This window comes from Salinibacterium sp. VpJ6, assembly GCF_059767345.1.
The window spans coordinates 92,678-117,886 of sequence record NZ_JBSOQL010000004.1 but is presented as its reverse complement, the minus strand read 5'-3'; the positions used below and the strand labels follow the sequence as shown (position 1 = coordinate 117,886).

The following is a 25,209-nucleotide window of genomic DNA, read 5'->3' as shown; positions in this document are numbered from 1 at the left end:
CTAGTCTCTGACCGCTAGCTGCGGACTCACGCGCACCCAGCCGGCTTCGAGAGGTTGGTCGAAGCCAGGCGGGAGCAAGTGAGCTCCGCCGCTTCGGCCACCCGTGCCACTGTACGAGACCATCGCGCCATTCTCGGCGAAGATTGCGGCTGGGCCGCAGCCGGATGAGAGAAACCAGTCGTCGCCATCTCCGCCTCCACTGGGCGGAGCCGCGACGATCACGCACACATTGTCTTCACGGTCTCGACCGGAATAGATGAGATCATCGCCGGCTTCTTCGATCCCTTCACTGACAAGGGTGAGGTCGGAGTATCGGGCGGTGGTGTCCTCGTCCACCCGATCGGGGAATTCGGCTGACGTCGCGCTGCTAGGCGCAAGCTCGGGGTTCGCGGACGCGGTGCAGCCCGTGAGGACCAGCGCAGCGCCGGCGGCAAGAAGGGCGAGAGCTGGTTTCCGCATGCTCTCAGCGTCGCACCCCGTGCATCCAATCGCAAGGATGCTTCAGCTTTGAGGCCATAGGCGATAGGCGATAGGCGATCTGCGCGAGGCTCCCGCGACGAGTTGGCGGCTGAGCGCTAAATGGCTACTTCGCTTTGGCGCGCGTGAAACTCTCGCGCCTGCGTCGTGAGCCAGCCGAAGAGCAGTTCGCGGTCGCGTTCGCTCGCATTGTCGTCTTCGGGATGCCACTGCACAGCAATCAAAGGAGAAGTGGGGTCGGTACTTTCCACCGCTTCAACCACGCCGTCCGCCGCGCGACCCGTGGCGGTGAGTCCGGCGCCCACAACATCGACCGCTTGGTGATGACCGGAACGAATCGTCATCGTGCCGTCGCCATACAGCGCCGAGAGTTGCGAAGCGGGCTCGAGCGTCACGTCGTGGTCGACCATCGCGTCGACTCCGCCGCCGCTGTGCACGACACCGCTCGGCTCGAGGTGCTGGATGAGGGTTCCACCGCGCGCAACATTCACGATGTGCATCCCGCGGCAGATGGCGAGCAGCGGCAGGCGACGTTCAGTGGCCTGGTTCACGAGCTCGATGTCGACGCGGTCGGTGGTGCGGTCGATGTTGTAAAGCTTCGGATGCCGCTCCGTTGCCCCATACTCATCGGGGTCAACATCGCCGCCGCCGAGCAGCACGACGCCGTCTGCCTGGCTGAGCGCGGCATCCACGTCCGCATCAGTGAAACCATCGACGCTAATCACGCGAGCACCGGTGGCCTCGATCGCCGATTTCATAGATGCTTCGAGCCCATGAATGAGCGCGGTCAGCTCGGGCTTCTCGTGAGCGCCGCCTGCCGAAGCCTTCGACAACACGATGGTGGGAACGTACTCAGGGGTGGTGGTCATGGGCGGAATCCTCTTGCCAGCGTTCGGTCGCTCAGACCGCTGGTTTCAGCCTAAATGACGCGGGATCGTCTGCCGGGGCAGGAACACGAAGTTGATCTGCGCGTCAGCTCAAGGGTGCAGAACAATCTTGCCGACGTGCGCCCGACGAGCAAGCTCTTCCTGGGCTTCGGCAGCCTGCGCGAGCGGGAACGTCGCGGCGACGAGGGGTGTGATTTCGCCCCGTCGCGCCATGCCCATGAGCAACTCGAAGTGCTCGGGCGTGTGCATCGTGGAGCCGATGAGTTGCAGGTTGTGCAGGTAGAGGTCGCGCACATCGAAGCCGATCGTGTGGCCGCCGAGGGCTCCGGCAACTACCCAGCGGCCGGCCTTGCGCAACAGGGGGAGTCCGTCGTGAACGAGGGCTCCGGCGACAACATCGAGAACGACATCAATGCCATTGGGGGCGGCTGCGCGCACTTGCTCGGGCACGTCGGTCGCGCGGTCGACAACGACATCGGCACCGGCATCCAACACCGCCTGAATCTTGGGGCCACTGCTGATGGCGATCACGCGGGCACCACGGGCACGCGCCAACGCCACCGGATGCTCCCGACACCAACACTGTCTCGCCCGACTGCAACCGGCCGCGTTCGATCATGTCGAGCGCGGTGCCGTAGGAGATGGGCAGGGCGGCGAGCTGGTCATCGCTGAGGGGTGACTCGGTCACGTCGTGGATGCGGTTGGCCGGTGCGAGCACGTATTCGGCGTAGCCGCCATCGCGTTCACTGCCCATGAGCCCGGTGATGTTCGCGTCGGGTTCGTCCACGTCGTAGATGGCGGGGTCGATGACCACGCGAGAACCAAGGATGCTCGCGTCGACGCCTTCGCCAAGAGCGACGACGTGGCCAGCAACATCCGCTCCTTGGATGCGCGGAAAATCGAGCGGCCCACGCCAGCCGGCGCGCGGGCCCGGCAGTCCGTATTCGCCTTCGCGAGTCCAGAGATCGGTGTTGTTGAGGGTCGCGGCGCTCACCTTCACGAGCACTTCGCCAGCGCCGGGAGTGGGAGTTGCTGCCTCGGTCACGCGCAGAACCTCGGGCCCTCCGTGCTGGGTGAGCTGTACGGCGCGCATGGTGGTGGGAACGTCCATGGGTGTCTCCTCGTGGGTATACTGATCGGTGAACCAACCCCACAGTACACCGATCGGTAAAGGAGTGTCGAATGGCGGAGACGAAACCGATGACGGCCGCAGGGCACCGCATCTTGGATGCCGCCGGCGACCTCTTTTACGGCCGCGGAATTACAGCGGTCGGTGTCGACCTCATCGCCGAGCACTCGGGCGTGACCAAGCGCACCCTCTACAACCAGTTCGGTTCCAAAGATCAGCTCGTGGTCGCGTATCTCGCGGAGCGCGAACAGCGCTGGCAATTGCTGGTTCGCGAAACCATCGCCGCCGCCGCGTCACCGATCGAGGCAGTGCTCGCCCCTCTCGAAGCCCAGCGCACCTGGAACCAGAACAACCCGCGCGGTTGCGCCTTCATCAACGCCCTTGCCGAACTGCCCGACCCGAACCATCCCGCTCACGTCGTCGCCACGAAACAAAAGCAGTGGCTGATCGACCTGTTCCGCGAGCTAGCGACGGCCGCCGGATGCACGGCTCCCGACACGCTCTCCACTCAACTCTTGGTGCTGCACGAGGGCGCCCTCGTCACGCAACAGCTCTCGCTCGACACCCTCTCGGCGAGCATCGAGCTGGCTCGAGAACTCGTTCGGGCTGCGGCACCAGCGCACTCCTAGGCTCAGCACCTCGATAGACTTGCCTGAGAAAACTTCAGTCTGATGGGGGCGTCATGGCAGCGGAACCGGCAGCGGCACAATCAGCGACAGAAGCGCCGGCAGCACAGCCCATCGCGGTGATCGCCGGAGCCAGCGGCTTCGTCGGGCCAGCGATCGCCGATGCTTTCCGTGAAGACGGCTACGACGTGCGGTTTATCGGCCGCAGCGCCACCGTCACGTGGGACGACCCCGCCGCTATTGCCCGGCTCATCGATGGCTCGGCGATCGTCATAAACCTCGCCGGCAAATCCGTGAACTGCCGCTATACGGTCAAAAACCGCAACGAGATTCTGCGCTCGCGAGTGGAGACGACCCGGGCACTGCGCGAGGCGGTCGCCGCGGCATCCGCCCCGCCCGCAATCTGGATGAACGCCTCAACCGCCACGATCTACCGTCACTCGACCGACCGCCCCAATAGCGACGACAACGGCGAACTCGGCAAAGGATTTTCGGTGGATGTTGCCCGCAACTGGGAGAACGAATTCTTCGAGGGCGACCTGCCGCACACGCGCCGCGTTGCCCTCCGCATGGCGATCGTGCTCGGCGATGGCCCGGCCACCAACCTGCTGCTGCGCCTTGCGCGCATCGGACTCGGCGGCCCTCAAATCGACGGTTGGTGGTTCGGCCACAACCGCTACCGCGGCATCGGGCCGACGCCCACGGGCAGCGGTCGCGCCGAAGGGCACAAGACCGGCGGACGCCAGAAGTTCAGCTGGATTCACCTCGACGATGTGGTCAGCGCGATCCGATTCCTGCGCGACACCGACACGATTGCCGGGCCCGTCAACCTCGCGAGCCCCCTCCCCTCCGACAACCGCACGCTCATGGGCATCCTGCGCTCAGCGGTCGGTGCACCGTTTGGCTTGCCCGCCTGGCGATGGATGCTCGAGCCCGCCATGGGGGTGCTCAGAACCGAACCCGAACTCATCCTCAAGAGCCGCTGGGTCGTGCCCGGAACTCTCACCGAGGCGGGCTTCACGTTCGAGCATCCGGATCTCGCTGACGCCATCGCCGACGTCTCCGGCCGCTAGCGCGCAGCCTTGCTGCTTCGCACGAGCACGGACGCTTAGTTGTTAAGCATCACAGCCGTCGAGTCTAGTAGTCGCTGAGCAGCTCAGTCGTTGAGCGGCACAACATCCCACTGGCCGAACAGGGTGAAGCCGGCAGCGAACGCCACCGCCGACGACCCATCATTGCCGAGTTGGCAGCGGTACTGCGGTTCGTAGCCGTCCGCGAGAGCACGTGCGCTGATGGCGCGGACGGTCCGGGTCGCGAATCCTTGACCTCGGTACTCGGGCAGGGTGATGATGCCGAGATCGGCCAGTTGCGAGCCGCGCCACGGGTACATGCTCGAGGCGGCGACGAGCCGATCATCCGCAAAGGTTCCATACACAAGCCAGTGATCGAGCTCGACGAACGCTTCGTCGAGTTCTTGCTCGGGGATCGCCGCCGTGAACTGTTCGAACGCTGCGGCATCCGCTTCGGTCAGTGGGCGCGTTGACTCCGGGGTGACTTCGGCGCGCAGCGTCTCTTGGGCGTGCCGCGGGAGGTAAAAGAGTCGGTCGGTGCCATTGAGGGCGACCCCGGCGGCGTCGAGTTCGGAGCGCAGCTGGTCGCTCGTAATCCGTTGCCCATCGGTGAAGTCGAGACGTTCCGCGAACGACGTCACGAGGCTGACGATGCTTGGCCCTTCGGCTACATCCAGCAGAGTTACGGCGGTGTTGGTGGGCAGCGAATCAGCGACCCGCACCACATACAGGGCGTCAAACGCGGGCTCGCGCTCGTAGGTCGGCAACCAGTAATCGAACACAATCGGTGAATACATTCGAACCCTCTCGGATGCCGTAGCCAGACTGCAGCACTGCCCCAGTGGCAGAGTCGCAGACTAGCAAATAGCACTCTGAACCGGCGCTACAGACGAATCGCGGCGGGGTTGAGTAATTCGACCCAACGAGCCTGGGGCCGCGCTGCATCGGTTGCAGGCTCGACGGGAGTGCGAGCATCCGCGCCGATGAGGGCGCCGAGATCGAGCCCAGTGACCTTGGCGATATCCGCGATGGGCACTTGGAAGGTGCGAAAGGGGCCGAGCGGCGGGGGAGCGTCGTTGGCGAGAGCCAGAGCGCGGGCCTCGTCGAGGTCAATGTCGGAGAGTTGCGGTCGTTGGTCGAGGAGGAACCCGGCGGCTCGAAGCTCAACACGGGCGTCACTCGCTTCGTCGGCTTCGTCAGTGTCATCAGCTTGGTCAGTGTCGCTCGCCGTTGCCCACGCCGCGATTTTCCAGAACAGTTGCGGGATGCCGACGCCCCGATAGAGCGGATCGTCGTCGCCCAGCACGGGTGCGGTGAAGACGCTGATGCGGTTCCGGTTCGCTCGCGCGTACTCCAGCACGTGATCTTCGAGCCCCAACCACAGTTCCTTCGATTGGTTGAATCCAGCGGCCTGCGGTGCGGCGTTTGTAAAGGCAAAGGTGTCGTAGTTGGCGCGAGCCGCCGTCGCCCCATCGCCCCACACCGGGTCGCGGCGGCGCACGAGGTGCCCGCGATCGAGGTCGTTGCGGGCGTACACCGCTTCGCCGGTTTGTTCGTGTTCCGGGATGCGCGGATCAAGGTGCCAGTCATTGCCGCGACCAACGTTCACCAGCTGGGCACCATCGATGTTCACACCGGTTGCGGTGGCGAGCCCGCGGGACGGATTCAAGCTCACCGAGAAGTGGGTGTACGCGAGTTCGCGATTCGGTACAGCAGCCGCAGCCGCAACCACAGCCGCCGGCGAAGGGAACGGAACAGCTACGCCGAGAAAGTCTGAGTCGTACCCGCCAGTGTCGTACCCGCCAGTGTCGTACCCGTCAGTGTCGAACGCTGCGTCATCCATGAGGGTAGTGAAGCAGTCGCGCCTGACAATTGAGGCGCTAGTCGTCGAGAACGACCGCGCGCACGGGGGCACCATCGGCATCGATCGCCAACGGGAAGAAGCCAATGCGCACTCGCTCAGGCAGCCCTTCAAGCCCAGTGATGTTCTCGACGATCAGGCCGTCGTTTCCCAAGACAATTTCGTGAACAGGAAAATCGGTGGAGCCTTCGCCGGTGGGGTCGGGGCTGAGAGTGTCGACGGCGAGCAATCGCATGCCACGACTCCAGAGCTCAGCCGCGGCATCCGGAGCTAGTGCAGGATGGTTCAAGGCTTCGTCGGAGCCGAAGTGCTGAGCCCAACCGGTGTTGATGATGACGATCGCGGGCACGGCGGCGGGAATCTCACCCAATGCTGCCGTGATCTCGGCGAGGCCATAGTTCGCGTGAGCGCTTTGCTCGGCGAGGTGCACGACAAGCGCATCGCCCACAAGTTCGTCGAGACTGATGGCTGCGGTCGTGCGGCCACCTGCGACGGTGTGCGAAGGGGCATCGAGGTGGGTGCCCGTGTGTGATCCCAGGTGGAGCAGGCTGACGTCGACGCCATCCTGCTCCACGCTGAGTGCGCTTTCGATTGAGACCGCAGGGTCACCGGGGTAAACCTGCATTCCACTGGTGATGGGGTGGCTCAATTCGCGCATGGGGTACCTGATTCCTGGTGAGGCTTAGTCCGAGTTAGGCGACGGTGCTGGCGGTGGCGTCCGCAGCATCGGCATCCGTAGTGTCGGCAAGGTGCTGGCTGCGAACGGCTTCGTGACGCTTTCGTTCAGGAAGCATGACTGCAAGATAAAGCACGAAGGTGAGAACGAACGCGGGGATCGTGGCACCGATCGGCAGCGGCCACACGTAGGCCCAGACGTACGACATGACGGCACCGATGACCCAGATGGCGACAGCAAACCAGTTGATGCCGGCCTTGTACCAGTAGCGACCGCCGCGGGCTTCGAGGATGTCCTTCGTGTAGGCGCCGCGCTTCACGATGTAGTAATCGACAATCATGATCGCGAACACCGGAACGAAGAACGCACCGATGACGACAAGGAAGTCGGTGAACTGGTTGAGCAACTGCAGCCACGTCGAGCCGATGATCGAGATGCCACCCAGGATGAGCGCGGTCGGCAAGAATTTCGCCTTGCTGTTGACCTTGGCGTTGACGACCGAAGTCACCATTCCGTAGACAACCATCGTGTTCGTGGCCATTACCGAGAGGAAGATGATGATGGCGAGCGGTGCACCGAAGGCACCGACAATCGTGGTGGGGTCGAACGCGGCCGCTTCGTCGCCCTTGAGAACCACGTAGACGAAAGCGGTGAGACCGAGCGTCATCGCGACAACGGTCGAGACGGTGTAGCCGATGCCCGAGCCGATCACGCCAGCCTTGGTGGTGCGAGCGAAGCGGTTGAAGTCGGCCGACAGCACCGTCCACGAGATGGCGGTGGCGATCACGATGTCGAGCACAATGATCGGCGTGAAGCCGAGGCTCTCGTCGGGAGCGACGGCCTGGAAGTCGTTGAGGTCGAATGCGGTGAACGCGGTAATGAAGACCCACGCGATGATGCCGAGGATGAGCACCGCGAACCACGGCTCAATCTTGGAAATGCCTTCGTGCCCCAGGATCGCGAGGATCACGACGATGCTTTGGCAGAGCACGGAGAACAGGATGGGGTTCGAGTACCCCGTCGCGTTCTCCACCAAGAAGTTGACGGTGACGCCGGCCAGCATCGCCTGCACCCAGCTCCAACCCATAAGCACGATCACGTTGGCGGTGACGGGCAGCAGGCTGCCGCGCGTTCCGAACGCGCCACGAGTAATGGCCATGGTCGGTAGCCCGGTGCGGGTTCCGATAGCGCCGATGGCGGTGAGCACGATGGCTCCGCCGAGGGTTCCCAGCACGATCATGAGGAACGCGGTCGCGAAGTCGACGCCAGGAACGAAGAGAGTTCCCGTGAGCAGCGTCGTGACGACGAGGTTGGCGGCGAGCCAGATCATTCCGATACGCAGCAGTGAGTAGGTGCCCTTGACGGGCTTGCCGCCATCGGACTGATCTTGGGTGTGTTTGCTTAGACGGGAATAGAGCGACATTGCTGCAGTCTCCTCAGTAGGGTGCGGTTTGGGGTGAGTGATCGGGTAGTCAGTGAACTATTCCGCGGCAGAGGCGGCGTCGTCGGGCACGGGCGACAAGTGCTCGTGCACGGCCACTAGCTGGTCGTTGTCGAGGCGGAACACGATGGTTTCGCGCTCGCGGTACGCATCTTCGCCATCGCCGGTGTCGACGCGAGTGAAAACGTTGTGGCTGAACACCGCGCCGCCGGGGAACGACTGCACTGCGGCATCCGATGATTCGCACTCGAGTACTTTCCAGCCGCCCTCAACCCAGCTGGCCCACAGGCGCTCGTATTCGGCGCGGTCGTTCAGGCGAGCGGGTTCGGTGTGAAAGATGAAGGTCGCGTCGGGCGCGAAGCCGCGAAAGTAGCGGTCGCCGTCGGTGGCTGCGAAGGCATCGACGATGGCGGATGCTGCGCTGAGCACGTCATCCTCGTGCGGTGTTGTCGTGCTCATGGTGTGCTCCTCTAGCTCTCGGGCTGTTCGGTCGAGTTCTTGGTATCGCGGGGAGCCATCGCGCTCAGCAGCTCGTAGGCGACGTGGCTCGCGGCCACAGCCGTGAGTTGCGCGTGGTCGTAGGCGGGGGCGACTTCGACAACGTCGGCGCCGACGATGTTCTTGTCGGCGAGGGCGCGAAGAATGCGCAGCAGTTCGCGGCTTGTGAGTCCGCCGGCTTCGGGGGTTCCGGTGCCGGGCGCGTGGGCTGGGTCGAGCACGTCGATGTCAATGGAGATGTAGAGCGGCTTGTCGCCGATGCGGTCGCGGATGCGTTCGATCGCGACGGCTACTCCGTCTTCTTCGATGTTCTCACTCGTGACGACCGCGAAGCCGAGGCGGCTGTCGTCGGTGAGGTCTTCGGCGCTGTAGAGCGGGCCGCGGGTGCCAACGTGCATGCTCGCGGTCAGGTCGATGAGACCCTCTTCGGATGCGCGGCGGAACGGTGTGCCGTGAGTGACCGGCGCCCCGAAGTAGGTGTCCCACGTGTCAAGGTGAGCGTCGAAGTGCAGCACCGCGACGGGGCCGTGCTTCTTGGTGACGGCACGCAAGAGGGGCAGTGCGATGGTGTGGTCGCCGCCGATCGTGAGGATGCGGTCAGCGCGGGTTGCGAGGTCGAGGGCGGCCGCTTCGATTTCGAGGATGGCGTCGTCGATGCTGAAGGGGTTCGCAGCAATGTCGCCCGCATCCGACACTTGCTGAGCGGCGAAGGGCGAGACGTCTTGCGCGGGGTTGTAAGGGCGCAGCAGGCGTGATGCTTCACGCACGTGGGCTGGGCCGAAGCGGGCGCCGGGGCGGTAGCTCACTCCGCTATCGAAAGGGATTCCGACGATTGCGATGTCGGTGTGCTCAACATCTTCGATGCGCGGCAGACGAGCGAATGTGGCGATACCGGCAAAGCGAGGGACAATACTTGCATCGACCGGGCCAACAATAGGTTTCGTCATAGTAAACTTTCGATAATCAGCAGTAAACGTGAACTCACAGTAAACCCCGAGGTGCGCGTCGACAACCCTGATTAGTGATGGAGTAGAGCCATGAGACCGTTGTCGCCCTCACCCAGTGCCGAAGCGCTCGCCATCGGAGCGCGCATCCGCAGTGCCCGCAAAGCGCAAGGCTTCACTCTCGAGCAGATCGCGACTTCTGCGGGGCTAACTAAGGGTTTTTTGAGCCGCCTCGAGCGCGACGAGACCTCGCCCAGCGTCGCCACTCTCGTGCAGCTCTGCCAAGTTCTGTCGCTCGAAATCGGGTCCCTGTTCGCTGAGCCCGAAGCGGTAAAAATTTCTTTAGCGGATGCCCCACACATCAATCTCGGCGGCCAAGGAGTGGATGAGCGGCTCATCTCGCCGCGCAACGAATCTCGTGTTCAAGTCATTCGCACCCACATGCAGCCCGGTGCCAACGGTGGCGACGCCTTCTACACAATCAGTTGCGAAGTCGAGGTGCTGCACGTGATCTCGGGTGCCGTCACCGCACGCTTCGTGGATCGAGAGATTCCCCTCGCCGCGGGTGACTCGCTCACGTTCCCCGGCCGCGAACCTCACAACTGGGAAGCGGATGCCGAACTCGGCGCCGAAGTGATCTGGACAATCGTGCCGGCAACCTGGCGCGGGGAGTAGCCGTACAGACTCTGCTGTTTAGCGGACCGCCGAGTCGCCGGAGTCGTCGGAATTACCGTAGGCATCGATGAGAGCGGGAGCGTCGCTGGTGCGCCACGCTCGAAGATGAATTCCCGCCACCGTGTCCGTCAACCGAGTCTGTACCTTGTCCGTTGGATCAGTCAACGATCTCAGTTTGAGTCGCGATGTAATCCCGCTCGTCGTCGCCGAGGCGTTGGGGTGCGTTTGCTGCATCGGTGTTCGTCAGCGTCGCGATCTCTTGGAGTACCGAGTCGTTGATCTCGCCGTGGAGATCTTCTTTCAGCGAATGCTTGGCTTCGATGCTCAGTTCTGGCCACCAGCGCTCAATGGGGGGAAGGGTATTGGTCGAATCCATGAGGTGCCTTTCCGCGATTGGTTGACCCATTGTGCACTACGCGACTGGATTTTTCACCGTGTTTGCGATGTTCCATCGAGGTGCTTCACCCGAGAAATGTCAGTGGCTGCGGGTAGTTTTAAAGAAAGTTGACCGACACGCCGAGACACTACATCTGGGGTAATGACATGGGTGTCATTACCCATATATAGTGAAATCTCCGACAAACCGTCGGCAAACTTCGAGAAGACTTTAAGGAGGATCGAATGGATAACGAAAACGACACTGTTGGCGGATACGCAATTCCCGTCGACCCAATGGATCTTCTGCAGTGCGACAGCTGCCAGTAAAAACTTACTGAGCTAACGCCTCACAAGATTCCTGAAGCCCCGGCAGACCTCACGGTCTCCCGGGGCTTCACTCTTTAACGTGCAGAACCCTCAACACTGCCTAAACTGGTAACCGTGCCAGTGAATCCAGAACTAGAAGGCCGGGTCTTCCCGCCCACCACCCCGTATCTCGTCGGGCGCGAAAAAGTACGCGAGTTCGCTCGCGCCGTCTTCGCCCAAAGCCCCCTCAACCACGACGCTGAAGCAGCGAAAGCAGCAGGCTACGCGGATGTCGTAGCACCGCCCACCTTCGCCGTCGTCATCCAAGAAGCAGGCCTCGCCCTACTCCTAGCCGCCCCCGACACCGGCATCGACTTCTCCCGCATCGTGCACGGAGAACAAAAGTTCCGCTACACGCGACCCATCGTCGCCGGCGACGAACTCACCGCCATCCTCACCGTCACGAGCATCAAGTCCCTCGGTGGCAACGACATGATCACCGCCGAAACCGCGATCAGCGATGCTGGCGGCAACCACGTCGTCACCGCAACCTCCGTACTCGTCATGAGAGGCACAGAATGAGCGACCTCACCGTCGGGCAAGAACTCATCACCGGCAAAGTCACCCTCACCCGCTTCTCCCTCGTGCGTTACGCCGGAGCATCCGGAGACTTCAACCCCATTCACTACCGTGACGACGTCGCCAAGTCAGTGGGCCTGCCCGGTGTACTCGCCCACGGCATGCTCACGATGGGACTCGCCGTTCAGCCCGTCATTGACTGGATGGATGGCCGCGGCGAAGTCGTCGAATACGGCGTGCGCTTCACGCGCCCCGTCGTCGTCGACGGCAACGGCGGAGTCACCGTCAACGTCACCGCCAAAGTCGGCGCGATCGAAGACGACGTTACGCGCATCGACCTCACGGTCAGCGCCGCGAACCAGACCGTGCTCGGCAAGTCACAAGTGAGGGTCAAACTCAACAAATGACCGACACCGCCCCCAGTGAAAGCACAGCGCCGCAACACAATGCGGAGCTCGCCGACCTCACCACCATTCGGGTAGGCGGGCCAGCACACACGCTGCTGCGCCCCGCCACCGAACAAGAACTGATCGCAACCATGCGAGACGTGTGGCAACGAGGCGACGAATGGCTGCTCATTGGGGGCGGCTCCAACATGGTCATCAGCGATGAAGGATTCGACGGAACTGTCATCCACATCGCGACCCGCGGCATCCAACTCGTCTCGCAAACCGACACCACCCTCAGCCTGCGGGTGCAAGCTGGCGAATCGTGGGATGGACTCGTCGCAAAGCTTGTCTCACGCGGCTGGGCCGGGCTCGAAGCGCTCAGCGGTATCCCCGGTTCAGTGGGCGCAGCCCCCATCCAGAACATCGGAGCGTACGGGCAAGAAGTCGCCAGCGTGCTCGACGGCATCGACTTTCTCGACTACGACAACAGCGAATTCGTGCACCTCACGACCGCCGAACTCGAACTGGGCTACCGCAACTCAGTGATCAAAGAGGGGCGCGCCGGCGTCGTTCTCGCCGTGTACCTCACGCTCACCGCCTCGCCCGAGAGCACCGTGAAGTACCAACAACTCGCGACCGCGCTAGGCGTGAACATCGGAGACGGCGTACCCGTGCAGCAGGTGCGCGACACCGTACTCGCGCTGCGGGCCTCCAAAGCAATGGTTCTCGACCCCAACGAACCCGACTCGGCCAGTTGCGGCTCGTTCTTCACCAACCCGATCGTGCCCGAACACATCGCCCGAGCTCTTCCCGCGGATGCCCCACGCTGGGTCGTCGACGATGAGCCGGTTGCCGATGTTGTGGTTCCACTCGGCGAAACTCCCGCACCGCCACCACCGCCCAAGCCTCGACTGGTGAAGCTCAGCGCCGCCTGGCTTATCGAGAATTCGGGAGTGAACAAGGGCTTCCGCCTTCCCGGATCGCGCGCTGCCGTCTCCACCAAGCACAGCCTGGCAATCGTCAACCGCACGGGAGCCGACGCCGCAGAGATCGCCGAACTTGCCCGCTACATCGGGGCGTGCGTGCTCAGCCGGTATGGCATCCACTTGCAGCCCGAGCCTGTAGCTGTCGGCGTCGAACTGGCCTAGCTGGTGCGGGGCAGCAGCCCCAGTTCCATCGCCTTCGTCACCGCACGAGTGCGATCCTTCACGTCGAGCTTCTCGAACACGTGGATGAGGTGCGTCTTCACCGTCGCCTCACTCACGAACAGGGCAGCGGCAATCTTTCGGTTGCTATTGCCCGCTGCGACGAGAGCCAGCACTTGAGTTTCGCGCGCGCTCAGTGTCACTTTCGCAGGTTCGCGCATGCGGTTCACGAGTAGTGCCGCAATTGACGGTGCCAGTGCGACCTCGCCGCGGGCCACCGAACGCAGCCCCGCCAGAATCTCCTCCTGGGGCGCGGCCTTCAGCAGGTAACCACTCGCACCTGCCTCAATCGCGGTCAGAATGTTTTCGTCGGACTCGTAGGTGGTGAGAATCAGCACGCGGACGTCGGGGCGCGCGGCCACGAGCTGCGCGGTTGCCTCGGCGCCTCCGAGGCCGGGCATGCGCAAATCCATGAGCACTACGTCGGGGGAGAGCTGCGTGGCCAGGGCGACCGCCTCGGTGCCGTCGCTGGCTTCGCCGATGACTTCGATGTCATCCGCCGAACTCAGCAGGCCAACGATTCCACTGCGGACGATGGGATGATCGTCGGCAACGACGACACGAATCATGCGAAAACTTCTTTCGGGATCGTGGCGCGCACGGTGGTGCCGGCGGCCGAACTATCAACATCGAGACGGCCGTTCACGAGGGCCAGCCGTTCGCTCATTCCTTCGAGCCCGAAGCCGGTGTGAGTGGTGGTCGGGTCGAAGCCGGTGCCATTGTCGGTCACAGCAATCGTTAGGCCGGCGTCGCCGACGGTTACCGTAATTGTGGCGCGAGTAGCGTTCGCGTGCTTGCGCACGTTGGCGAGAGCCTCTTGAGCGCAGCGCAGAACCGCCACCTCAGTTTCGCGGGCGATCGCGGGCAGGTGATCGGCGTTCACCGTCACCGTCAGTTGGGTTTCGCGGCTGTAGCGCTCGGCTAGTCGGGTCAGAGCGCTCCTGATGCCATCGCCCGTGAGACCTACCGGAGCGGATGCCGTAACCAGTGCGCGCGCCTCCGCGAGTGCTGCGCGGGCACTGTCTTCAATCAGCTCAAGCTGTTCGGCTGCGGCAGCAGCGTTGTTGTTATCCAGTTCGCGCTTCGCCCGTTGGGCAACGAGTACTAGCCCGGTGAGGTCTTGCGCGATGGTGTCGTGGATTTCGCGGGCGAGCCGCTCGCGTTCGCTGGAGACGCCGGCATACCGGCTGATGGCGGCGAGTTCGTCGCGCGTGGATTGTAGCTCGAGCACGAGGTCGTGGCGTTGGTCGCTAAGGCGAGAGATCTGGGTGATCCAGAGGCCGAGGGCGAGACTGAAGATCAGCGACAGGGCAACGATCGTGGTCGTGTAGAGCACGGCATCCGGGCTGAGGCCCATGTTGATGAGAAAGCCGACGCCAACGGAGAGGGCGAGCGCGACGTTGCTGATGATGGCGTTGCGTGTGCGTTCGGCGAGCACCCACACGAGCGGGTAGGCGAGCGATTGCAGGGTGGCCATCACGGGCATGAACGCGACGGCGGCGCCAACGGTGATCACGAGCACGCTCACGTAGGCGATGGCCATGACGGTGCTGTTGCGGGCGCGGATGCCGAGAGTGAACCAGGCGAGCGCGAAGGCCGCGAGTGCAATCCCGGCACCGATCTTGCTTCCGGAGCCGTAGCCGCCGGAGCCGACGATGAGCACTGCCATGACCGCCGTAGTGACGGTCACAGCAATGCTCATCCAGCGAACAAAACCCATTTAGCTATCCTTGCGGATCCAGCGGAAGGTGATGCGCGTCACGATGAGGCCGATAACCAACCAGAGGCCGGTGGCGATGGCCACTCCGGGCAGGTTCCAGCTTTCGGATTGCTCCATCACTTCGAAGCTGGCGGGCAGGAACACTTCGCGCATTCCCTGCGCCATCCACTTGAGCGGGAAGAAGCTGGCAAAGTTTTGCAACCACTCGGGCAGCATCGAGAAGCCGAGGTACACGCCGGAGATGAACTGCAATACGAGGGCGACAGGGATCACGACAGCAGTGGCGCTCTTTCCGCTGCGGGGGAGGCCACTCAGGGCAATTCCGAGCACGGCGGATGTCGTGACACCGAGCATGAAGACCCACGCGAAGGTCACCCATTTACTGGGTTCGCTCGGTAGCTCCACGTCGAAGGCGAGGCTCGCGACCAGAATCACGAGAGTGGCCTGCAGCACACCGGTCGTAAAGACTTGCCCGATCTTGCCGATGAAATAGCTCATCACCGGCAGGGGCGTTCCGGCCAGACGTTTGAGCGTTCCGTCGCTGCGTTCCATCGCAATGTCGATGGCCATATTCTGCAGACCGCTCAGCAGCAGACCCGCGGCAATCATTCCGGGCAGGTAGAAGGCGGCTGCGGTGAGCGGCTCTTCTTCGGTGCCGAAGTTCTGCTCGCTGAAGGCAACCGCAAAGATCGTGAGCATGACAACGGGGAACAAGAAGGTGAAGAAGACCGAGTCGCCCTGGCGGAAGTAACTGCGCACTTCGAGCTTGATGCGGCTGAAACCGAGTCGCAGACTGCGGCCGATTCCGAGGCCGAAGCTGGGGGCAGTTTCGATGGTGGTTGGTGCGGTGCTCATCGGGCGTTCTCCACTTCGCGTGCGTGTGCATGGTCGGAGACCAACTGCAGGTAAATGTCTTCGAGGCTGGGGCGAACGATCTCAAGTCCGGCCGGTTCTGCACCGGCAGCCATGAGGGATGCCACGACAGCGCCAGGAGTGTGGGTGCGCTCTTCGTGCTTGCCGGTGGCATCGCGCCACCGCACGAGCGGTATGCGCGCCTCTTCTCCACCGATCTCATCGATGGCACCGATGTCGATCATTTTTCCGCCCGCAATCACACCCGCTCGGTCGCCCAGTTGGGCTGCCTCATCGAGGTAGTGGGTGGTGAGGAGGATGCTCGTGCCGTCCGCCTTGAGCGAGCGAATCAGTTGCCAGAACTGCTGACGTGCCTCGGGGTCGAAGCCCGTGGTCGGTTCGTCGAGAAAGAGCAACTCGGGGTTGCCGATGATGCCGAGCGCGACATCCACTCGTCGACGTTGGCCTCCCGAAAGCTTGCGGATCAAGGTGCCCGCCTTTGCCTCGAGCCCTACGGATGCGATCACTTCGTCGACATTGCGCGGGTTGGGGTAGTAACCAGCAAAGTGGGTCAGTTGTTCGCGCACGGACACATTGCCGCTCTCGCCCGACGACTGCAACACGATACCGAGACGGGCCTTCCAGCTGAGGCCGCCTTTACCCGGGTCGACGCCCAACACCTTCACCGAGCCACCGGTTCGGTCACGGTACCCCTCGAGGATCTCGATCGTGGTCGACTTGCCGGCGCCATTCGGGCCGAGCAACGCGAAGGTTTCGCCGCGCTGAATCTCGAAACTGACCGAGTCGACAGCGGCAAAAGAGCCGTAGGTTTTGCGCAGATTCTCGACCTGCACGACGGGAGCAGTGGTGTTCATGCTTCTATCGTCGCTTGTCCGGGCCGGGCGCGACAGGTGCAGTCGGTTAGAGGTCTATCAACCGATCGGTTGATGCGGCGGCGTTGCGCGAGTATTCAGCCAGCGTCGCTACGGTCAGACCATGATCTCGCCGGCCCGCACTCGAACCACCGCTCTTGCCGCGCTCGCGCTCGCCGTTGCCTGTGCGGTTACCGGATGCTCGTCGCCGAGCACCTCGAACAATACTTCTGAACTCAGCACATCACCGCCAGCCAGCTCAAGCCCCGACGCGGCCACGTTCTTCCCCGATGTGGAGGAGGTGGGAGTCACCCCTTCTGGCACCAACCTCTTCGACTTCGCTGTCACCATTAGCTCTCCCTATGACACCCCCGAGCAGTATGCCGATGGCTGGCGGGTAGTCGCTCCCGATGGCACGGTATTGGGGGAGCACACGCTTTCGCACGATCATGCGAATGAGCAGCCGTTCACGCGCACGCAGGCGGGGGTCGAAATCCCGGAGGGCATCACGGAGGTCACCATCGAGGGCCGCGATCAGGCCAATGGCTACGGTGGAACGACGGTGTCTGTCGAGTTGCCAGGTCGCTAGGCCTACTCGCTGTCGTCGGACTCTCCGCTTTCGCCTGCTGCGGCATCCGCGAGCAGGAGGCGTAGCTCTGCATCGAAGAGCGCGGCTTCGTAGCCGTCGTCGGGGGATTCCCGCAGCAGCACCGTTGTCATAGCGTGCAGGCGTGCATCCGCGCTGCCGTTCTCAACAATCTCGTCGAGCAGCGTCGCGGCGTGATCGCCGAGCGTCACGAGTGACCGGCTGAGGCTCATCTTGGCGTCGCGCTTGCCGTGGCCGAGCTGGGACACGAGCAGTGCGGCCAATTCGGTTTCGCATCCCTCGGGAACGAGAACTGTTGCCACTCGCCAAGCGGTGCGCGCCACGGTCTCGTCAGAGTCGTTCAGAACCTCGGGTGTGATCGCTTCCCACCCGGCGGGGTCGCCAATCTTCGACAGTGTGTGCAGCGCTTGGCTTCGGGCCTGCGCGGTTCCCGAGCGCGTCTCGGCCACCAGCAGCGGTACCGTTACCGCCACCGGATGCCGCATCAACGCCCACGTGAGAGTCTCACGAACGTTGAGGTCAGGCTCGATCGCGCACCGCTCGAGTAGCACGTGCACGAATTCGTCGCGCGGGTGGGTGCCGGCCGACATCGCGGCTTGGAGCCGCTGTGACGGCAGGGCAGCGGTAAGTGCCGTGCTCAGTCGGTCAGCGGCATCCATAATTCCTCCACCGCACGGGTGGCGGTTGTTGTCTTAGCTAAAGAGCTTCTGTAGGCGCTGCACGCCTTCGAGAAGGGCGTCGTCGCCGAGGGCGTACGAGAGGCGCAGGTAGCCACTGGGGCCGAATGCTTCTCCGGGTACGACGGCAACTTCGGCCTGGTCGAGAATGAGGTCGGCGAGCTCGAGGCTCGTGGTCGGAGTGACTCCGCCCCATTCGCGGTTCAGCAAGCCCGTGACATCCGGGTACACGTAGAACGCACCCTGGGGAGTCGGACAGTTCAGTCCCTCGATCTTGTTGAGTTCCGAGACGATGAGTTTGCGGCGGCGGTCGAAGGCCAGGCGCATTTCTTCCACGGCATCCTGCGGGCCGGTGAGCGCTTCGATCGCGGCACGCTGGGAGATGTTGGAGACGTTGCTCGTGAGGTGCGACTGCAGGTTCGCAGCGCCCTTCATGGCGTCGACCGGGCCAACCATCCAGCCGAGGCGCCAGCCGGTCATCGAGTAGCTCTTGGCGACACCGTTCACGAGGATGGTGGTGTCGGCGAGCGCCGGAACAGCCTCCACGATCGAGACAGCACGCACTCCGTCGTAGACCAAGTTTTGGTAGATGTCATCACTGATCACCCAGATGCCGTGCTCGAGAGCCCACTCGCCGATGGCCTTGGTCTGCTCGGGCGAGTAGACGGCACCGGTGGGGTTGGAGGGCGACACGAAGAGCAGCACCTTGGTGTTCTCGGTGCGAGCGGCTTCAAGCTGCTCGACCGTGACGAGGTAACCCTGGTCGGCGCCAGCGAAGACCTCAACGGTGTTGCCGCCCGCAAGCTTGATGGCCTCGGGGTAGGTGGTCCAGTACGGGGTGGGAACGATGACGTCATCGCCCTCGTCAACGAGGGTCGCAAAGGCTTGGTAAACGGCTTGCTTGCCACCGTTGGTGACGACGACCTGATTGATGCCCACTTCGAGGCCGCTGTCGCGCAGCGTCTTGGCGGCGATCGCTTCGCGCAACTCAGGGAGACCGGCCGCGGGCGTGTAACGGTGGTTCTTAGGGTCGAGCACTGCCTTGGATGCCGCCTCCACGATGTTCGCGGGAGTCGCGAAGTCGGGCTCGCCCGCCGCATAGCTGATGATGGGCCGCCCGGCCGCAAGAAGCGACTTGGCTTTGGCATCCACCTTGAGGGTGGCTGACTCGGCGATGGCGGAAATTCTGGCTGAGAGGCGAGGTGAGGTCACCCCATAAGTCTATGGCTTCGGATGCGTGGATGCCCAGAGATTGCTGGCGGCGCACAGGCGCGCACCCAGAAGACTGGCCCTACCGCGAGAACGCGGTAGGGCCAGAGAGAAGCGGCCGGAGCTGTGATCCTGGGGGGACGATAAGCTCCGGCCGCTAGGGGTTACTTACGCAGTCCTAGAGCTCGGACTTGGGGTGTGTACGTAGGTAACCCTGACGCGCGAAGTAGGCACCCGCTGCCAACAACGCGACGATGAGGGCGATGAGAGTCGCAACACCGGCACCGGTGTACGCGAGCTGCCCATCGAGGGCATAGGTCGGAAGATCCAGGAGGCAGATTCCGACACAGGGGTCAGTGACTGGCCCACAGTTTTCGGTGCAGTTGGGATCTTCAGGGTCTGTCGGACCGCAGTTCTCCGTGCATCCGGGGTCAACCACGGTCTGAACGTTGGGGCCGACTACGGCGCGAGCCACGTTGAGGGTCGCGATGTCTCCACTGCCGACGGCTACCCGCACTGCAGTTTCGCTGAACATGTCGCCCTTGACGGCGCCCGTGGAGGTCCACTGTTCTTGCACGTTGACCTTGATCGAGACCAGATCGTGGAGCACCGTCGCGACGCCGGAGTCTCCGAGGAGGCCGGTTACTGCCGGGTTCACGAGGCCGGTGTTCAGGCTCTTGACGAGCGAGGTGACCACGCCGTCGTTGGAGAAGAGCGAGCTGTTGAGGCTCTTGCCGAGGCTGCCGATCAGGGTGTCGACGTTGAGGCCGGTCTTGACCGTTCCGCCAAGAAGCGAGATGTTCGCCTTCGCCGAGATCGCAGTTCCGTCGATCAGGTCATCCACGTTTCCTACGATGCTGACGTCAACGGTGCTGCGCAGGTCGGGGAGAACCGAACCAACCAGTTCACACACGGTGTCTGTCGTGTAGCCGATGATGCCTTGCGTTACGCCCTGAGTAACTCCTTCGGTGAGGCCGCCGGTCAGGCCGCCGAGCAGGCCACCAACGAGGCCACCGCTGGAGGAGCCACCGCCGAGAACCTCACCATCGAGAATGTCGCCGATGATCGGAACTTGGATGTCGCGGCACACCGTCTTCTGAGTGGACTTCTGAGCGGTTAGCAGGTTGAGCTTGGCGGAGACCTCGACGCGAGCATCCCGCAGCGCCAGCTCGACGCGTTCAACGATGTCGTCAGCGAGGTCGGCCACTGTTTCGGTGATGCCGTTGAGGATCTGGTTGACCACCGCATCCGTGAGCAGTTCGGTGTTCGGAGCCAGATTGTTGAGTTCGCCGCCTAAGAGAGCCTCGAGGTCAACCACTACGGCGCCCGTTTCGAGGTTGAAGCTCACGGCACCGTTTCCATACTTACCGTCGAGCAGGGTGCTCACTGCCTTCTGCAGGTCGGCGTCAACGATGACCTTCACATCAGCGGAGGAACCTACGACACCGAGAACGGGGTCGAGGACGCCATCGATCGAGTTGCCGAGAGCACCGTTGTCGCCGCCCAGGCTGATGAGCTGGCCGTCGACACCGTCGAGCGCCTTCGTGACCTTGCTCGTCAGCTTGCTGATGGCGGGGCTGGAGAAGCTCAGTGTTGCGTCAGCGAGCGTGTAATCGCCGGATGCCGATGTCATGTTTCCGTCTGCGCGAGCCGAGACTGCATCGAGGTCGAGTTTGAGGTCAGTGAGTACCGACGCGAACTCGTTGCTGAGGAGGCTGTCCAAGTCAACGGTGAGGTCGCCCGCCCGTCCAGACGAGGTGTTGCCTACGCCGATCGCGCCATCGTCCTGGATTGCTCCGGTGGAGGCGAACGAGACGCCGTTCTTGTCAGCTTCTGCGTACTGGCTGATTGCGCCGGCATCCACCACATCGAGGAGGGGAAGCTGCAAGCCGCCCGGTTGGTGGAGTACGGTCGCGCCAAGAACCTCAACGGTGAGCGGATCGCGGTGAACCTGTCGTGCCTGGTTGCCGTTGTTGCTGGCGACTACTTGGCCGAGGCCGGCGACATTGCCGAGGTCGGTTCCGAGCACATCCCCTGAAAGGAATTCTGCGTAGGCGTACGAGGCTCCGTTGGTCTCTTCTGCGTTAGCAGCAGCGGGTGCAATGAATGTGAAGCCCGATACGAGGGCCATGGTTCCGAGGGCCGCTCCGAAACGGACTCCTGCGGTGTGGTTGCTTTTCCCGACTGGCTTCCCAGTGCGCGGGATGTGTTGAGTGAACACGACTGGTACCTTCCTGATCCTGTGCGGATAAGGAAGCTGGTTCGACAATGACGCCAACTTGAGGGTTGTGTCACGAACTACTGCCTGATCTCAGCTTCGCTTGCCCATTTGGTGGTTGTGCTTTTTCAGTTGTGCAACGAGATGGTTAGCTCTCGTTTGGTTGGGCTGGTTGTGCCCGGGTGTTGCTGGTGGTGCCCGAAATAAGAAGGGTTGGTTTGCCCTGCTTGCATAGAGAGACTGCAACCCCCTTCGGTTATGACGCGGGTTTTCAAACTTTCTTGAAAACTTTTTTGAGGGGGTCGATGAACAGCCGTTTTCTGCGGGTTTTCTGTGTTGACCGCTCTAGAGGGGAGCGCGAACTGCGCGACGGCTCAGGATGACGTACACTTGTTCAGGTAGTTGATAACTGCCATACTTTCGCGCGCCTGCTCCTCACTTCTCAATGTGGATGTCGCGGTGTGTTTGTGCGAAGGTGTGAGTAAGAGATTTAGGTCTCTTGCAGAGGGTGGTGGCTCAATTGGTAGAGCAGCGGTCTCCAAAACCGCAGGTTGCAGGTTCGAGTCCTGTCCGCCCTGCAAGTCCCGGTCCGTCTAACGCGGAATGGGTCGAGCAAGCCGAAGTATCGGAAGGTATCTAAGAGTGGCCAAGAAAGTCGTAGACGAGCCCAGCGAGGACGTCGTCGCCAAAGCGAAGAAGGAAAGCGCGCAACGTCGTGGACCCTTCGGTCGCATGGCACTCTTCATCCGCCAAGTAATCAACGAACTCAAGAAGGTTGTGACCCCGACCCGCCGCGAGCTGGTCAGCTTCACTCTCGTCGTTCTTGTCTTCGTGATCATCATGATGGGTATCGTTTCCGGCCTCGACTTTGGGTTCAGCGCCTTGGTGAACTTCTTGTTCGGCGATCCCAACCTCGTGGTCTAGGCCCTTCACAAACCGCAGCGGCTACGGCCGCATTGCAGAGTAACGAAAAGAGATTTAGTGTCCGAGAACCACCGCGAAGACTCCGAGCTCGCTACGGCAGCAGAGCAGTCCTCCGAGGAGGATGAGGCGCAGACGGGTAACACCCTGGCTGAGGCAGAGCGTTCAGAAGACTCCGCCGAGCACCAGGCAATGCACGTCGAAGATGGTTCGACTGATGTTGACGCCGATCTTGCTGGGCTTCTTGAAGCTCTGGATGCTGCTGTCGACCCCGAAGCTGATGCTGAAGTGAACGACGCGCTCGACATTGATAACGCTGCGGAGGCTGACGCTTCTGTAGCTGCGACGGATGACGAAGCTGCCGACAAGGCTGAAAGCGCCGAAACAACTGACGCTGCCGCTGCATCCGAAGATGAGGCAGAGGTTGACCCCTACGCCGAGTTCCGCATGGACCTGCGTCTTCAGCCTGGCAAGTGGTACGTCATCCACTCCTACGCCGGCTTCGAAAAGCGCGTCAAGCACAACATCGAAAACCGCAAGGTTTCCATGGCGATGGAAGATTACGTCTTCCAGGTCGAGGTTCCGATGGAAGATGTTGTCGAGATCAAGAACGGCCAGCGCAAGCTCGTCAACCGTGTTCGTATCCCTGGTTACGTTTTGGTTCGCATGGACCTCAACGAAGACAGCTGGTCGGTCGTTCGTCACACTCCCGGTGTTACTGGCTTCGTGGGCAACGCCCACAACCCGGTACCCCTGCGGTTCGAAGAAGCATTCAACATGCTCAAGAGCCTCGTAGAAATCGTTGAAGCTCCTGTTGCTAAGGGTGCATCGCAGAAGAGCAAGACCGCTGCACGCGCCATTCCCGCAGAGGTCGACTTCGAAATCGGCGAGACGATCACCATCAAGGAAGGCTCGTTCGCGGGTCTGCCCGGTTCGATCAGCGAGATCAAGCCCGAGAGCGGCAAGCTCATCGTTCTGGTTTCGCTCTTCGAGCGCGAGACCCCGGTCGAGCTCAGCTTCGATCAGGTCACCAAGCTTTAAGGGCTCACGCCCCTAAAAAACCACCGCGCCCCGTTGGGGTGCGGGAGAGCTGGCCACACGGGTCAGTTCGTACCGAAAAGGAAACACAATGGCACCGAAAAAGAAGGTTACAGGTCTGATCAAGCTTCAGATCCAAGCCGGCGCCGCTAACCCCGCACCGCCCATCGGGCCTGCGCTGGGACAGCACGGCGTTAACATCATGGAGTTCTGCAAGGCGTACAACGCCGCAACCGAGGCACAGCGTGGAAACGTTATCCCGGTTGAGATCACCGTGTACGAGGACCGTTCGTTCACGTTCATCCTCAAGACCCCGCCTGCAGCAGAGCTCATCAAGAAGGCTGCTGGAGTTGCAAAGGGTTCGGGCACGCCGCACACCGTCAAGGTTGCGCAGCTCACTAAAGACCAGGTTCGTACGATCGCCGAGCAGAAGATGGCTGACCTCAACGCCAACGACATCGACGGCGCAATGAAGATCATCGTGGGCACTGCTCGCTCGATGGGAATCACGGTGGAGGCATAATGTCCAAGAATTCCAAGGCATACAAGGCCGCCGCTGAAAAGATCGAAGAGGGCAAGTTCTACACGCCCACCGAGGCTGTATCAGTTGCTCGCGAGACGGCTTCGAAGAAGTTCGACTCCACCGTTGAGGTTGCTCTTCGCTTGGGTGTAGACCCTCGCAAGGCTGACCAGATGGTTCGTGGCACCGTTATCCTGCCTCACGGTACGGGTAAGACTGCTCGCGTTATCGTTTTCGCAACCGGTCCCGCAGCAGATGCAGCTATCGCTGCTGGCGCTGACGAGGTCGGTGGCTCGGAGCTCATCGAGAAGGTAGCCGCTGGTTACACCAACTTCGACGCTGCAGTTTCGACCCCGGAGCTCATGGGCCAGGTTGGTCGCTTGGGTAAGGTTCTTGGTCCCCGTGGCCTCATGCCTAACCCGAAGACCGGAACGGTTACTCCTGACACCGCTAAGGCTGTTTCGGAGATCAAGGGCGGAAAGATTGAATTCCGCGTTGACAAGCACGCCAACGTTCACTTCATTGTGGGCAAGGCTGGCTTCACCGCTGAGCAGCTCGACGAGAACATCAAGGCAGCGCTCGAAGAGGTTCTTCGCGCCAAGCCCAGCTCCTCGAAGGGTCGCTACATCACGAAGGCTACGGTTTCGACCACCTTCGGTCCCGGCATTCCGGTCGACGTAAACTCGATCTAATACTGCTTCTCTCAACGGGGGTCGGCTTGTGCCGGCCCCCGTTTTGCATTCCCCGGCGGTTAAATAGTCGGGGTAGCGTGAGAGATGCACCGCTGTTGCATTCCGCTGAAGGAGATTCCGTGTCCACCACAGTTCGCCGCGCTGTTGAGTCGGATGCCGCGCTTCTTCACGATCTCGCTCGTCAGACTTTTCCGCTCGCGTGTCCGCCAGCGACAACTCAGGAGGCAATCGCCGCCTTCATCGGGGAACACCTGTCGGTCGAGTCCTTCGAGCGATACCTTGCCGATTCGACTCGCGAGATCCTCATTGCCGAAATCGAGGACGAGGCGGCTGGCTACGTGATGTTCTGCGCAGAAGAGCCCGCTGATCCGGATGTCGCTGCCGCGGTCATCGAGCACCCTACGGTCGAGCTCAGCAAGTGTTACGTTCTCGGCAGATTCCACGGAGCCGGCGTTGCGTCCACGCTCGTGAGCACGGGCATCCAGTGGGCTCGCACTCAGAATTTCGCCTCTGTGTGGCTCGGCGTGAACGAAGAAAACGCGCGCGCCAATCGCTTCCACGAGAAGATGGGTTTCGAGTTTCGGGGAACCAAGAAGTTCCTCGTGGGGCAGAAGTGGGAAGATGACTTCGTCCGCGAACTTTCGCTCAGTCGAGAGGCCGCATCGGCCTAGCTTCGGGGCGAGACTGGTGCTCTAAACTGTGGGGATGCCCGCACCATTGCCCTCGCCTTTCTCGACGATCG

General features: G+C 62.3%; 31 protein-coding genes and 1 tRNA gene. 13 read left to right on the top strand and 19 right to left on the bottom strand.

From position 1 onward, the window contains the following. The 4 genes from ACWTV1_RS12535 to ACWTV1_RS12520 all read right to left on the bottom strand — a co-directional run bounded on the left by ACWTV1_RS12535 (position 1) and on the right by ACWTV1_RS12520 (position 2,475). On the bottom strand, positions 1–459 hold the full coding sequence (locus tag ACWTV1_RS12535) for a hypothetical protein (protein ID WP_498505582.1): 459 nt from the start codon (positions 457–459) through the stop codon (positions 1–3). Positions 460–575: 116 nt separating this feature from the next. After that, positions 576–1,346 (bottom strand): gamma-glutamyl-gamma-aminobutyrate hydrolase family protein, encoded by a 771-nt coding sequence (locus ACWTV1_RS12530; protein WP_498505581.1) that lies wholly within the window; start codon positions 1,344–1,346, stop codon positions 576–578. Between the two features lie 108 nt (positions 1,347–1,454). Continuing rightward, positions 1,455–1,868, bottom strand: a complete 414-nt coding sequence (locus ACWTV1_RS12525; RefSeq protein WP_498505657.1) for a zinc-binding dehydrogenase — start codon at positions 1,866–1,868, stop codon at positions 1,455–1,457. Beyond that, complete coding sequence (locus ACWTV1_RS12520) at positions 1,774–2,475, bottom strand: alcohol dehydrogenase catalytic domain-containing protein (protein WP_498505580.1); 702 nt, start codon at positions 2,473–2,475, stop codon at positions 1,774–1,776. Before ACWTV1_RS12520 ends, ACWTV1_RS12525 begins: the two co-directional genes overlap by 95 nt. Positions 2,476–2,546: 71 nt before the next feature. Between ACWTV1_RS12520 and ACWTV1_RS12515 the strand changes: the two genes are divergently transcribed. Together ACWTV1_RS12515 and ACWTV1_RS12510 are read left to right on the top strand one after the other, a co-directional pair. Then, a complete protein-coding gene (locus tag ACWTV1_RS12515) occupies positions 2,547–3,122 on the top strand; it encodes a TetR/AcrR family transcriptional regulator (RefSeq protein ID WP_498505579.1) in 576 nt (191 codons plus the stop codon). A 53-nt stretch (positions 3,123–3,175) separates the two neighbouring features. Continuing rightward, positions 3,176–4,192, top strand: a complete 1,017-nt coding sequence (locus tag ACWTV1_RS12510) for an epimerase (protein ID WP_498505578.1) — start codon at positions 3,176–3,178, stop codon at positions 4,190–4,192. An 83-nt stretch (positions 4,193–4,275) separates the two neighbouring features. Here ACWTV1_RS12510 and ACWTV1_RS12505 read toward each other — a convergent pair whose 3' ends face one another. The 6 genes from ACWTV1_RS12505 to speB all read right to left on the bottom strand — a co-directional run bounded on the left by ACWTV1_RS12505 (position 4,276) and on the right by speB (position 9,612). Next, a complete protein-coding gene (locus ACWTV1_RS12505; protein ID WP_498505577.1) occupies positions 4,276–4,986 on the bottom strand; it encodes a GNAT family N-acetyltransferase in 711 nt (236 codons plus the stop codon). An 86-nt stretch (positions 4,987–5,072) separates the two neighbouring features. Beyond that, positions 5,073–6,032, bottom strand: coding sequence for a DNA/RNA non-specific endonuclease (locus ACWTV1_RS12500; RefSeq protein ID WP_498505576.1), 960 nt, complete (start codon positions 6,030–6,032; stop codon positions 5,073–5,075). Positions 6,033–6,069: 37 nt separating this feature from the next. Next, the gene (locus tag ACWTV1_RS12495; protein WP_498505575.1) at positions 6,070–6,708 is read right to left on the bottom strand and encodes a cyclase family protein; all 639 of its coding nucleotides are present in this window, start codon (positions 6,706–6,708) and stop codon (positions 6,070–6,072) included. Positions 6,709–6,742: 34 nt separating this feature from the next. Further along, entirely contained in the window at positions 6,743–8,149 is a 1,407-nt protein-coding gene (locus tag ACWTV1_RS12490) for a purine-cytosine permease family protein (RefSeq protein ID WP_498505574.1), read from the bottom strand. Between the two features lie 57 nt (positions 8,150–8,206). Beyond that, positions 8,207–8,626 carry a YybH family protein gene (locus tag ACWTV1_RS12485; protein ID WP_498505573.1) on the bottom strand — a complete coding sequence of 140 codons (420 nt, stop codon included), beginning with the start codon at positions 8,624–8,626 and terminating at the stop codon, positions 8,207–8,209. A gap of 11 nt (positions 8,627–8,637) precedes the next feature. Beyond that, positions 8,638–9,612, bottom strand: a complete 975-nt coding sequence (gene speB, locus ACWTV1_RS12480) for an agmatinase (protein WP_498505572.1) — start codon at positions 9,610–9,612, stop codon at positions 8,638–8,640. A gap of 90 nt (positions 9,613–9,702) precedes the next feature. Here speB and ACWTV1_RS12475 point away from each other — a divergent pair, with 90 nt between their 5' ends. Further along, positions 9,703–10,284: a helix-turn-helix domain-containing protein gene (locus tag ACWTV1_RS12475; protein WP_100389457.1), complete on the top strand. Its 582-nt coding sequence runs from the start codon at positions 9,703–9,705 to the stop codon at positions 10,282–10,284. Positions 10,285–10,302: 18 nt separating this feature from the next. On the opposite strand, the gene ACWTV1_RS12470 is transcribed toward ACWTV1_RS12475, so the two are convergent. Together ACWTV1_RS12470 and ACWTV1_RS12465 are read right to left on the bottom strand one after the other, a co-directional pair. Next, on the bottom strand, positions 10,303–10,449 hold the full coding sequence (locus ACWTV1_RS12470; protein ID WP_498505571.1) for a hypothetical protein: 147 nt from the start codon (positions 10,447–10,449) through the stop codon (positions 10,303–10,305). Continuing rightward, positions 10,442–10,660, bottom strand: coding sequence for a hypothetical protein (locus ACWTV1_RS12465; RefSeq protein ID WP_100389460.1), 219 nt, complete (start codon positions 10,658–10,660; stop codon positions 10,442–10,444). Before ACWTV1_RS12465 ends, ACWTV1_RS12470 begins: the two co-directional genes overlap by 8 nt. A gap of 443 nt (positions 10,661–11,103) precedes the next feature. Between ACWTV1_RS12465 and ACWTV1_RS12460 the strand changes: the two genes are divergently transcribed. The 3 genes from ACWTV1_RS12460 to ACWTV1_RS12450 are packed head-to-tail and all read left to right on the top strand — an operon-like array spanning position 11,104 to position 13,084. Then, a complete protein-coding gene (locus ACWTV1_RS12460) occupies positions 11,104–11,550 on the top strand; it encodes an FAS1-like dehydratase domain-containing protein (RefSeq protein ID WP_341620594.1) in 447 nt (148 codons plus the stop codon). Then, positions 11,547–11,954, top strand: a complete 408-nt coding sequence (locus ACWTV1_RS12455) for a MaoC/PaaZ C-terminal domain-containing protein (protein ID WP_341620593.1) — start codon at positions 11,547–11,549, stop codon at positions 11,952–11,954. The genes ACWTV1_RS12460 and ACWTV1_RS12455 overlap by 4 nt, the downstream gene beginning before the upstream one ends. After that, positions 11,951–13,084 (top strand): UDP-N-acetylmuramate dehydrogenase, encoded by a 1,134-nt coding sequence (locus ACWTV1_RS12450; protein WP_498505570.1) that lies wholly within the window; start codon positions 11,951–11,953, stop codon positions 13,082–13,084. Before ACWTV1_RS12455 ends, ACWTV1_RS12450 begins: the two co-directional genes overlap by 4 nt. On the opposite strand, the gene ACWTV1_RS12445 is transcribed toward ACWTV1_RS12450, so the two are convergent. The 4 genes from ACWTV1_RS12445 to ACWTV1_RS12430 are packed head-to-tail and all read right to left on the bottom strand — an operon-like array spanning position 13,081 to position 16,588. Continuing rightward, entirely contained in the window at positions 13,081–13,710 is a 630-nt protein-coding gene (locus tag ACWTV1_RS12445) for a response regulator (RefSeq protein ID WP_498505569.1), read from the bottom strand. The genes ACWTV1_RS12450 and ACWTV1_RS12445 overlap by 4 nt on opposite strands. Beyond that, positions 13,707–14,861, bottom strand: coding sequence for a sensor histidine kinase (locus ACWTV1_RS12440; RefSeq protein WP_498505568.1), 1,155 nt, complete (start codon positions 14,859–14,861; stop codon positions 13,707–13,709). Before ACWTV1_RS12440 ends, ACWTV1_RS12445 begins: the two co-directional genes overlap by 4 nt. Continuing rightward, entirely contained in the window at positions 14,862–15,716 is an 855-nt protein-coding gene (locus ACWTV1_RS12435; protein WP_498505567.1) for an ABC transporter permease, read from the bottom strand. Continuing rightward, complete coding sequence (locus tag ACWTV1_RS12430) at positions 15,713–16,588, bottom strand: ABC transporter ATP-binding protein (protein ID WP_498505566.1); 876 nt, start codon at positions 16,586–16,588, stop codon at positions 15,713–15,715. The genes ACWTV1_RS12435 and ACWTV1_RS12430 overlap by 4 nt, the downstream gene beginning before the upstream one ends. A gap of 121 nt (positions 16,589–16,709) precedes the next feature. Between ACWTV1_RS12430 and ACWTV1_RS12425 the strand changes: the two genes are divergently transcribed. After that, positions 16,710–17,174, top strand: a complete 465-nt coding sequence (locus tag ACWTV1_RS12425) for a hypothetical protein (protein ID WP_498505565.1) — start codon at positions 16,710–16,712, stop codon at positions 17,172–17,174. Positions 17,175–17,176: 2 nt separating this feature from the next. On the opposite strand, the gene ACWTV1_RS12420 is transcribed toward ACWTV1_RS12425, so the two are convergent. The 3 genes from ACWTV1_RS12420 to ACWTV1_RS12410 form a co-directional block, all read right to left on the bottom strand. Then, on the bottom strand, positions 17,177–17,851 hold the full coding sequence (locus ACWTV1_RS12420) for a HEAT repeat domain-containing protein (RefSeq protein WP_498505564.1): 675 nt from the start codon (positions 17,849–17,851) through the stop codon (positions 17,177–17,179). A gap of 33 nt (positions 17,852–17,884) precedes the next feature. After that, entirely contained in the window at positions 17,885–19,081 is a 1,197-nt protein-coding gene (locus ACWTV1_RS12415) for a pyridoxal phosphate-dependent aminotransferase (RefSeq protein WP_100389469.1), read from the bottom strand. Positions 19,082–19,256: 175 nt separating this feature from the next. After that, positions 19,257–21,209, bottom strand: coding sequence for a choice-of-anchor G family protein (locus ACWTV1_RS12410; protein ID WP_498505563.1), 1,953 nt, complete (start codon positions 21,207–21,209; stop codon positions 19,257–19,259). A gap of 592 nt (positions 21,210–21,801) precedes the next feature. Between ACWTV1_RS12410 and ACWTV1_RS12405 the strand changes: the two genes are divergently transcribed. From ACWTV1_RS12405 to ACWTV1_RS12380, 6 genes are all read left to right on the top strand, one after another. Continuing rightward, positions 21,802–21,874: transfer RNA gene (locus ACWTV1_RS12405), tRNA-Trp, on the top strand. 64 nt (positions 21,875–21,938) lie between these two features. Beyond that, complete coding sequence (gene secE / locus ACWTV1_RS12400) at positions 21,939–22,220, top strand: preprotein translocase subunit SecE (protein WP_100389471.1); 282 nt, start codon at positions 21,939–21,941, stop codon at positions 22,218–22,220. Between the two features lie 57 nt (positions 22,221–22,277). Then, a complete protein-coding gene (gene nusG, locus ACWTV1_RS12395; RefSeq protein WP_498505562.1) occupies positions 22,278–23,258 on the top strand; it encodes a transcription termination/antitermination protein NusG in 981 nt (326 codons plus the stop codon). Between the two features lie 88 nt (positions 23,259–23,346). After that, positions 23,347–23,778, top strand: a complete 432-nt coding sequence (gene rplK / locus ACWTV1_RS12390; protein WP_498505561.1) for a 50S ribosomal protein L11 — start codon at positions 23,347–23,349, stop codon at positions 23,776–23,778. Then, on the top strand, positions 23,778–24,467 hold the full coding sequence (gene rplA / locus ACWTV1_RS12385; RefSeq protein ID WP_498505560.1) for a 50S ribosomal protein L1: 690 nt from the start codon (positions 23,778–23,780) through the stop codon (positions 24,465–24,467). The genes rplK and rplA overlap by 1 nt, the downstream gene beginning before the upstream one ends. 119 nt (positions 24,468–24,586) lie before the next feature. Then, complete coding sequence (locus ACWTV1_RS12380) at positions 24,587–25,138, top strand: GNAT family N-acetyltransferase (protein ID WP_498505559.1); 552 nt, start codon at positions 24,587–24,589, stop codon at positions 25,136–25,138. The last annotated feature ends 71 nt before the right edge of the window (positions 25,139–25,209 follow it).